At 70.1% G+C, this 7,716-nt stretch carries 6 protein-coding genes; 5 read left to right on the forward strand and 1 reads right to left on the reverse strand.

From position 1 onward, the window contains the following. Positions 1-6: 6 nt before the first annotated feature. The 5 genes from pufM to ACLBYE_RS05890 all read left to right on the forward strand — a co-directional run bounded on the left by pufM (position 7) and on the right by ACLBYE_RS05890 (position 5,652). Complete coding sequence (gene pufM, locus ACLBYE_RS05870) at positions 7-987, forward strand: photosynthetic reaction center subunit M (protein WP_020091995.1); 981 nt, start codon at positions 7-9, stop codon at positions 985-987. A gap of 10 nt (positions 988-997) precedes the next feature. Beyond that, positions 998-2,101: a photosynthetic reaction center cytochrome PufC gene (pufC, locus tag ACLBYE_RS05875; protein ID WP_447693427.1), complete on the forward strand. Its 1,104-nt coding sequence runs from the start codon at positions 998-1,000 to the stop codon at positions 2,099-2,101. 109 nt (positions 2,102-2,210) lie between these two features. Then, on the forward strand, positions 2,211-2,354 hold the full coding sequence (locus ACLBYE_RS05880) for a DUF3096 domain-containing protein (protein ID WP_012319762.1): 144 nt from the start codon (positions 2,211-2,213) through the stop codon (positions 2,352-2,354). Between the two features lie 165 nt (positions 2,355-2,519). Continuing rightward, positions 2,520-5,210, forward strand: coding sequence for a pyruvate, phosphate dikinase (gene ppdK / locus ACLBYE_RS05885; protein ID WP_447693428.1), 2,691 nt, complete (start codon positions 2,520-2,522; stop codon positions 5,208-5,210). 190 nt (positions 5,211-5,400) lie between these two features. After that, the gene (locus tag ACLBYE_RS05890; protein WP_447693429.1) at positions 5,401-5,652 is read left to right on the forward strand and encodes a hypothetical protein; all 252 of its coding nucleotides are present in this window, start codon (positions 5,401-5,403) and stop codon (positions 5,650-5,652) included. Positions 5,653-5,733: 81 nt separating this feature from the next. On the opposite strand, the gene ACLBYE_RS05895 is transcribed toward ACLBYE_RS05890, so the two are convergent. Further along, a complete protein-coding gene (locus ACLBYE_RS05895) occupies positions 5,734-7,248 on the reverse strand; it encodes a DUF882 domain-containing protein (protein ID WP_447693430.1) in 1,515 nt (504 codons plus the stop codon). Positions 7,249-7,716 lie beyond the last annotated feature (468 nt).

The raw sequence follows: 7,716 nt of genomic DNA on the forward strand, positions 1-7,716 counted from the left end.
CAGGCCATGGCCTATTACCAGAACATCTTCACGCAGGTTCAGGTGCGCCCACTCGTGCCGGATCAGGGCGTCCCGGTCGCGGTCGACGAGCGGGTCGGCAAGCCGTTCAACAGTTACCTGTTCGGGCTGATCGGCAACAGCCAGGTCGGGCCGATCTACATCGGCTACATCGCGGCCCTGTCGATCACCTGCGGGGTGATCGCCTTCGAGATCATCGGGCTCAACATGTGGGCCTCGGTGAATTGGGACCCGGTCCAGTTCGTCCGGCAATTGCCGTGGCTCGCCCTCGAGCCGCCCCTCCCGAAATACGGCCTGAAGGTCCTTCCGCCCCTGAACGAGGGCGGGTGGTGGCTCATCGCCGGCTTCTTCCTGACGGCCTCGATCCTGCTGTGGTGGGTCCATCTCTACAAGCGGGCGCGGGCGCTCGGCCTCGGCCTGCACGTGCCGTGGGCCTTCGCGTCGGCCATCTGGCTCTACCTCGTCCTCGGCTTCATCCGGCCGGTGCTGATGGGCTCGTGGTCGGAGGCCGTGCCCTTCGGCATCTTCCCGCACCTCGACTGGACCGCGGCCTTCTCGCTCCGCTACGGGAACCTCTTCTACAACCCGTTCCACATGCTCTCGATCACGTTCCTCTACGGATCGACGCTGCTGTTCGCGATGCACGGGGGCACGATCCTGGCCTGCTCGCGCTACGGCGCGGAGCGCGAGATCGACCAGATCGTCGACCGCGGCACGGCCACCGAGCGCGCCGCCCTGTTCTGGCGCTGGACCATGGGCTTCAACGCCACGATGGAGTCGGTCCACCGCTGGGCGTGGTGGTTCGCCGTGCTGACGACGCTGACCGGCGGCATCGGCATCCTGCTCACCGGGACCGTGGTCGACAACTGGTACCTCTGGGCCGTCAAGCACGGCGTCGCGCCCTCGTACCCGCAGGTCTACGGCCCGATCGTGGATCCCGCCCATCTCGCACCCGGCATGAAGCCGTGAGGAGGCCGTCATGAAGACGATTCTGGCGGTGGCCGGCGGCGCACTGGCCCTCTTCCTCACCATCGCGATGTTCGGCGGCGCCGGCTGGACCCACCCGCCGATGGCGAACAAGCAGACCGGCTTCCGCGGGACGGGCATGGACCTGATACGCACCCGCGCCGGCAACGAGGCGCTGGCCGCCGCGAACGTCGCCCCGACCCCGGCCGATCCGGCCGATGCGGGCGGCGACAAGGCCTCGGCCGTCTACCAGAACGTTCAGGTTCTGGGCGACCTCTCGGCCGAGCAGTTCAACCGGCTGATGGTGTCGATCACCGAGTGGGTGGCCCCGCAGCAGGGCTGCACCTACTGCCACAGCACCGAGAACATGGCGTCCGACGAGCTCTACCAGAAGCGCGTCGCCCGGCGGATGCTCCAGATGACCCAGTACATCAACTCGTCCTGGAAGGAGAACCACGTCCATCAGGCGGGCGTGACCTGCTACACCTGCCACCGCGGCAATCCGGTGCCGGCCAATATCTGGTTCGATCATCCGGTCCAGGGGGCGGGGCGCTTCATCCCGCGCAACAACAGCCAGAACCTCGCCTCCGCGGAGGTCGGCAACACCTCGCTGCCCTACGACGTCTATCAGGCCTTCTATCAGCACAAGGAGACGTCGGAGGACGCGGTCCGGGTCAACGCCACCACGGCGCTGCCGGAGACCAAGGGCAAGCCGATCCAGGACGCCGAGAAGACCTTCGCGATCATGATCAGCATGTCGCAGTCCCTCGGGGTCAACTGCACCTTCTGCCACAACACCCGATCGGTGGCGCAGTGGGACACCAGCACGCCCAACCGCGTCCATGCCTGGTACGGCATCCGCATGGTGCGTGACCTGAACCAGGATTACATGGAGCCGCTGAAGTCGACGTTCCCGCGGAACCGGCTCGGGATCCTGGGCGACGTGCCGAAGATCAACTGCGCCACCTGCCACAACGGCGCCAACAAGCCGCTCAACGGCGCCAACGTGATCGAGCCCTATCCGGAGCTGTCGCACCCGACGATCGCCGTGAGCCTCCCGACCGGCGAGGCCAAGGACCCGATCCCCGGGACCGAGACCCCGTCGCCGAAGCCCTGATCGGCCCCGGGGCGGCCGGACCACCGGCCGCCCCGCCCAAGCTACAGGGAACCTCCGTGGGGTAGAGGCGTCGATACCGGCGGCCAAGCTCGGCCCTCAGGAGGCGTCCGTGACCATCACCATCTCGAACCTCCAGCCGCTGATCGCGATCCTCGCCGGAATCCTGATCCTGGTGATGCCGCGGCTGCTCAACTACATCGTCGCGATCTACCTGATCGTCGTCGGCGTGATCGGGCTCGGAATCCTGCATTGACGGGCCGCGCCCGCGCCGCGACGGCGCGAACCTGACAGACCGCTTGAGCCGTCAGCCGCGCACGCACAGGGCCATCGCGCGTTCATCTTGCGTTGCGCTGCGGGATGGTCCAACCCCGCCCATCAGCTCGGCCGGCGCCGGGCACCAGATACGGACGGGATCGACATGGCGACCGGCAGCGCGAAGTGGGTCTATGCCTTCGGCGACGGCAGGGCGGAGGGCAAGTCGCAGATGCGCGACCTGCTCGGCGGCAAGGGCGCCAACCTCGCCGAGATGTCCAACCTGGGTCTGCCGGTCCCGCCGGGCTTCACGATCACCACCGAGGTCTGCACCTACTTCTACGATCACGGCAAATCCTATCCGCCGGAACTCAAGGATCAGGTCGCGGAAGCGCTCGCCCAGGTGGGCAAGCTCACCGGCCGCAAGTTCGGCGACGCGACGAACCCGCTGCTCGTGTCGGTCCGCTCGGGTGCGCGGGCCTCGATGCCCGGCATGATGGACACGGTCCTCAATCTCGGCCTCAACGACGAGACCGTCCTGGCCCTCGCCAAGGAGGCCGACGACGAGCGCTTCGCCTACGATTCGTACCGCCGGTTCATCACGATGTACTCGAACGTGGTGCTCGGCGTTGAGCACCACGCCTTCGAGGAGGCGCTGGAGCAGTACAAGGAGGGCAAGGGCTTCGACCTCGACACCGAGCTCGGCGCCGGCGACTGGAAGACCCTCATCCAGACCTACAAGAAGATCGTGCGCGACGAGCACGGTTCCGACTTCCCGCAGGGCGCGGACGACCAGCTCTGGGGCGCGATCGGCGCCGTGTTCAATTCGTGGATGATCCCCCGCGCGAAGAAATACCGGGAGCTGAACAACATCCCGGAGAGCTGGGGCACGGCCGTCAACGTGCAGGCCATGGTGTTCGGCAACATGGGCGACACCTCGGCCACCGGCGTCGCCTTCACCCGCAACCCCTCCACCGGCGAGAAGGCGCTCTACGGCGAGTTCCTGATTAACGCGCAGGGCGAGGACGTGGTGGCGGGCATCCGCACCCCGCAGAACATCACCGAGAAGGCGCGGGAAGAGGCCGAGAGCGACAAGCCTTCCATGGAGAAGGCCATGCCCGAGAGCTTCGCGGAGCTGACCCGGATCTACGGGATCCTGGAGTCGCACTACCGCGACATGCAGGACATGGAATTCACCATCGAGAAGGGGAAGCTCTGGATGCTCCAGACCCGCAACGGCAAGCGCACGGCCAAGGCCGCCCTGCGCATCGCCGTTGATCTGGCGGGCGAGGGGCTGATCTCGAAGGAGGAGGCGATCGGCCGCGTCGAGCCCGGCGCCCTCGACCAGCTCCTGCACCCGACCATCGACCCGAAGGCCGACCGCAAGGTCATCGCCTCCGGCCTGCCGGCCTCGCCCGGCGCGGCGACCGGCGAGATCGTGTTCAATTCCGAGGACGCGGAGGCCCACCGCAAGGCCGAGCGCAAGTGCATCCTGGTGCGGATCGAGACCTCGCCCGAGGACATCCACGGCATGCACGCCGCCGAGGGCATCCTCACCACCCGCGGCGGGATGACCAGCCACGCGGCCGTGGTGGCCCGCGGCATGGGCAAGCCCTGCGTCTCCGGCGTGGGCTCGATCCGGATCGACTACAAGGCGCAGACCCTGACGGTCGGCGGCACGACGCTGAAGGCCGGCGACCGGATCACCATCGACGGCTCCACGGGGCAGGTGATCCAGGGCGAGGTGAAGATGCTGGAGCCCGAGCTGTCAGGCGACTTCGCCACGCTGATGGAGTGGGCCGACGCGATCCGCGGCATGAAGGTCCGCGCCAACGCCGACACGCCGACCGACGCCCGGACCGCGCGCAACTTCGGGGCCGAGGGCATCGGCCTCTGCCGCACCGAGCACATGTTCTTCGAGGGTGACCGCATCATCGCGGTCCGCGAGATGATCCTCGCCGACGACGCGGAGGGCCGGCGCGCGGCGCTGGCGAAGATCCTGCCCTACCAGCGGCAGGACTTCTTGGAGCTGTTCACGATCATGTCCGGCCTGCCGGTCACGATCCGCCTGCTCGACCCGCCGCTCCACGAGTTCCTGCCGCACACCGACGCCGAGGTCGCCGAGGTCGTGAAGGCGACGGGCGTGTCCGAGGAGAAGATCCGGCACCGGACGCGCGAGCTGTCCGAGCACAACCCGATGCTCGGCTTCCGCGGCTGCCGCCTCGCGATCGCCTTCCCGGAAATCGCCGAGATGCAGGCCCGCGCCATCTTCGAGGCCGCCGTCCAGGCGGCCGCCGATACCGGCAAGGCGGTGACGCCCGAGGTGATGGTGCCGCTGGTCTTCACCCGCGCGGAGTTCGACATCGTGAAGGCCCGCATCGACGCCATGGCGAAAGCCGTGGCCGAGGAGAAGGGCGCGACCCTCGACTATCAGGTCGGCACGATGATCGAGCTGCCCCGCGCGGCCCTCAAGGCCAACGAGATCGCCGAGACCGCGGAGTTCTTCTCTTTCGGCACCAACGACCTGACCCAGACGGCGCTGGGCATCTCCCGCGACGACGCGGCCACCTTCCTGGGCCCCTATACCCAGAAGGGCATCCTGCCGGCCGACCCGTTCATCACGATCGACCAGGAAGGCGTGGGCGAGCTGGTGCGCATCGGCGTCGAGCGCGGTCGCAAGACCCGGCCGGACATCAAGCTCGGCATCTGCGGCGAGCACGGCGGCGATCCCGCCTCGGTGGGCTTCTGCCAGGAGGTGGGGCTCGATTACGTGTCCTGCTCGCCCTACCGGGTGCCGATCGCCCGGCTGGCGGCCGCCCAGGCGGCGCTCGGCAAGGTCGCCGGCAAGGAAGGCTGAGACCGGTCCGGGGGACGCCGCGCGTCCCCCTTTCGGCTATCAACCGTCCGTATGAGGATCAGTGGAAAAATTCGCCTTTCGGTCGAACTCGCCTCTTTTTGAGGCGTTCTTCGATTGAACGGGTACGCCCGACGTGCGCCTAATCGGCCCGCGTCAGGTTCAGCATCGCCCGTCAGAAGCGGCCGCCACCATGTCCCACAGCCCGTCGCCGCTGTGCCTCGCCGAGACCGAAGCGGTCGCGGCTGTCCCGAGCGTCGCCGTCCGCGCCTACCTCGCCCTCGTCGCCGGTCTCGGCGGTCTCGTCACGGCCGTGATGCTGATGATGTCGGTCGCGGCCAACAGCGGCAGCGAGGCGGAGCGCATCTCGGCGACGCAGGAAGACAGCTACGCGACCACGCTGGTCGGCGCGCTGGCGGTCAACCTGTCCAAGCCTCTGCGCTGAGCGCGTTCCCGGCGTCGACCGCCCCGGGTGGCCCGGTCCGCTGCGCGGCTCCGATGCGGACGTCCTGACGAAACGGTCGGATCACCGCGCCCCCGACACGGCGCGCGCGGCCGAGCCGGTAAAACGGGTCGGCAGGTCGTCGCCGGGGCTGCGAGGACTGAAGCGCGTGGTGACCCGGTCGGGCGCGGCGCCGACCACCGCGTCGGGCGCGGCACCGCGCAGGCGCGTGGCGGCCACGTGCACGGGCGTGGCGCGGCTCGCCGGGGCAGCGCCCGGGCCGGCCGATACGGAGTCGAACAGGGCGCGCAGCTGCGCCTTGGCATCCGCGTCCGGAGCCACGAGGGAGCGGGCGCGAGCCGGAATCACCGCCGCCGGCTTGTTGAGGGCGCGGATCTCGGCCGCCGGAGCGAAGTTGGCCATCCCGCGCTCCAGCGCCGCGAACTGCACCGGGCGGGGCGGCGGCAGGGGCATGTTCAGGCTCGCCGCGACGGCGGCCATATCGGCGGGGCGCCGCGGCGGGAGCGGTGCCGTGACGGCGGTCACGGTCTCGTCGACGGCGACCGGCTGACTGGCGGTCAGGAGTGCCTTGGCGTCGGCGGGCCTGGTGTCGGAGGGTTTGGTCTCGGCACCTTTCGCCTGCGCCCGCTCGGCCAGCGAGCCGCGCAGGGCGTCGTCGGCCGCGGGTGCCGCGTAGGCGAGGGCCGCGCGCGCGCCTGCCGGATCCTGCGGATCGGCGCTCGCCACGGCGACGACGGGCGCGCGCCGCGACTTCCGCGCCGTCTCCACCGGGGCCGGCGCCGGCGCGGGTTCCGGTGCCGACCGGCCGCCGCCGAACAGGCTGGCCAGGAAGCCGAACAGGCCGGGCCCGTCCTCCTCCTCGCCGCTGGCCATCTGCGTCGTGAGGCCCGCCACGGTGCCGCCGCGGGCCAGGATCTCGGCCTTGGCTTCCTCGTAGCGGGGGAAGGGACGGTTGTCGCTCGGGAGCAGGACGGTCTTGCCGTCCGGGAACAGGCGGGCGAGCTGGTCGTGGGTCATGCGCGGCCACATCCGCACCGAGCCCACGTCGAGGTGCACGAAGGGCGTTCCGGCATGGGGGTACCAGCCGACGCCGCCCCGCTGCATCCGGAGGCCGACCTCGCGGATCCGGTCGATCGACACGTCCGGCAGGAAGAAGTCCATCGCCTTGCCGAGCATGTGCTGGCTGTACTCGGCCACCATCCTGGAGCGGCGGCGCAGCATCGCGTTGGTGCCCGGGGAGCGGTAGGCCGACACGACGTGGATCGGCTGCGTCGCGCCGACCTGGCGATAGGCCTCCCAGACCGTATCGAACAGCCGCGGGTCCATCTTGGTCGGCTCGTTGACCCGCCAGTCGCGCAGGAGCCAGTTCAGCTGCTCGAGGGCCGCGCGGTCGTAGCGTCCATCGCGCTTGAACGTGATGGTCGCACTCTCCTGCGTGTGGGTGTGGTAGATCGACAGGGAGCGGGTGTCGCCGTTGGCGACCGCGTCCTCGGTCTCGGCCGTCCCGGCGATCAGTCCGAGCGCGAGGCCGGACAGGGCGAGGGTGAGGTTGCGAAGGGCGCGCGGGAGACTGGGCACGACGGTCCTGATCCTCTCCCGACAGCCTGACCCGACGCCTGTTGAACCGGGTTCGCGACCGAAACGGCTAAGGCTCGACCGTGGCGAAATCGTGCCCGGCTGTGCGGCCGCGCACCTGAAAGTTGCTGGCGGCGCGGGTGGGCTACCACCACCCGCGCGGCGCCGCCTGGGGGGGGGGCGCCGCACAAGAAGGTGGCGGGGGGGGGGGGGGGCCCCCCCCCCCCCCCCGGGCGCCGCCTGCTGCGGCGCGGGCGTCCAGAGGCCGGGGTCGCCGTATTCCGGCGCGCTGTCGGCGCGGGCGGCGCGACGCTGGGCGCGGCGCGGCGTCTCCGCCTCCTCGTAGCGCCCGCCCGGCCACGCGTCGGCATCCGCGACCGGCCGCTCGGGCGCGCGGCGATGGACGGTCCGGGGCGCGGGCGGCTTCGGGGCGCGCTCGGCCTTGCGCCGCGGCGGCTCGTCCGGGAGCCG

This window comes from Methylobacterium sp. A52T, assembly GCF_053346095.1.

Bases quoted from the DNA above. Each gene is read 5' to 3' on its own strand.
- pufM (WP_020091995.1), top strand. From the start codon at position 7: ATGGCCTATTACCAGAACATCTTCACGCAGGTTCAGGTGCGCCCACTC.
- pufC (WP_447693427.1), top strand. From the start codon at position 998: ATGAAGACGATTCTGGCGGTGGCCGGCGGCGCACTGGCCCTCTTCCTC.
- ppdK (WP_447693428.1), top strand. From the start codon at position 2,520: ATGGCGACCGGCAGCGCGAAGTGGGTCTATGCCTTCGGCGACGGCAGG.
- ACLBYE_RS05890 (WP_447693429.1), top strand. From the start codon at position 5,401: ATGTCCCACAGCCCGTCGCCGCTGTGCCTCGCCGAGACCGAAGCGGTC.